Genomic DNA, 1,112 nt, shown 5'->3' with positions numbered 1-1,112 from the left:
CAGCTTTGCCTGGCTGGAGAAGAACCGCAGGCTGTGGAAGAACTGCGAGCGCCTGCTCAACACCAGCCTGCAGTTCATCCACTTGGCGTTCTTGGCGTTGCTACTCAGGAGATCGTAAACAGGTTCTTAGAGCCTGTTCAAAGTCTCCCCGAGGATGTGAGAAGCTCGGTGCTCGAACACCATGCGCACCGCTCGCTCGCGAACCTCCGGCGAAAACTTCACGGACTTCCTCATGATGGCTCCATCGTTCTCAAACGAGGGAGCCTCCGCGAAAGTGAACTGCCCCCCAGAAGCTGGACGGTCACGATTCCGCCGATCAGGCGGGGCTTCTCAATCGGTACTCCACCGGACTGAGCCCCTGCAGCCCGAGCTTGATGCGCTCGTGGTTGTAGTAGTGGACGTAATCATGCACACCCGCTTCGAGCGTATCAATGCTGTCGGGCCTTTCGAGATGGAAGTACTCGGCTTTCAGGGTGCCGAAGAAGTTTTCAATCGCCGCGTTGTCGAAGCAGTTGCCCTTGCGGCTCATGCTTTGCTTGACTCCGCGTCGCACGACGCATCGCTCGGTAGGGCTGCATCTTGTAGTGCCAACCTTGGTCGGAATGCACGATCAGGCCGGCAGCGCAACTGGTCCGCGAGAGCGCGGCCTCAAGCATGCTGGAAACCATCTCGAAGACCGGCCGCCTTGCCATGCGGTACGCGACGATCTCGCCGTTGTACAGGTCCATGCAGGCCGACAGGTAGAGCTTGTGGCCGCTTACATTGAACTCGGTGACATCGGTTGCCCATTTCTGGTTCGGCGCGGTCGCGCAGAAGTCGCGCTGCAGAACGTTGGGTACGTGCGCATCGCTCGTGCCCGGGACATGCCAGGAGCGCTTCTTCGCCCGGATCAACGCACGCAGCCCCATCTTTTGCATCAGACGCTGCACCCACTTGTGGTTGACCGGCTCGGCCATTGAATTGCACAGCGCTGCCGTGATCCGCCGGTATCCGTAGCGGCCCTTGTGCTCGTCATAGACAGTGCGAATTCTGGCTTCCATGACGCATTGCTGGTCGGCGCGCTGGGTCGCCTGGCACTGGTAGTAGAACGTGCTGCGCGCTAGGGCGAATCG

Annotated in this window: 2 protein-coding genes and 1 pseudogene; 1 reads left to right on the top strand and 2 read right to left on the bottom strand. The window is 60.0% G+C overall.

Annotated features, from left to right (window positions below; translation table 11 throughout):
* Positions 1-118 (top strand): annotated as a pseudogene (locus ACX12L_RS22940) (IS5/IS1182 family transposase); the annotation flags it as partial.
* Between the two features lie 198 nt (positions 119-316).
* Here the strand turns inward: ACX12L_RS22940 and ACX12L_RS22935 are convergent.
* Positions 317-529, bottom strand: coding sequence for an IS3 family transposase (locus tag ACX12L_RS22935; RefSeq protein WP_459264572.1), 213 nt, complete (start codon positions 527-529; stop codon positions 317-319).
* Positions 489-1,112: IS3 family transposase (locus ACX12L_RS22930; protein WP_459264571.1), on the bottom strand; the 624-nt coding region annotated here is incomplete at its 5' end. The genes ACX12L_RS22930 and ACX12L_RS22935, both read right to left, overlap by 41 nt.

The sequence above is a fragment of the Alicycliphilus sp. T452 genome (assembly GCF_054512775.1).
The sequence above is the reverse complement of the archived record's forward strand: the minus strand, read 5'-3'. Positions and strand labels throughout refer to the sequence as shown.

Bases quoted from the DNA above. Each gene is read 5' to 3' on its own strand.
- ACX12L_RS22935 (WP_459264572.1), bottom strand. From the start codon at position 529: ATGAGCCGCAAGGGCAACTGCTTCGACAACGCGGCGATTGAAAACTTC.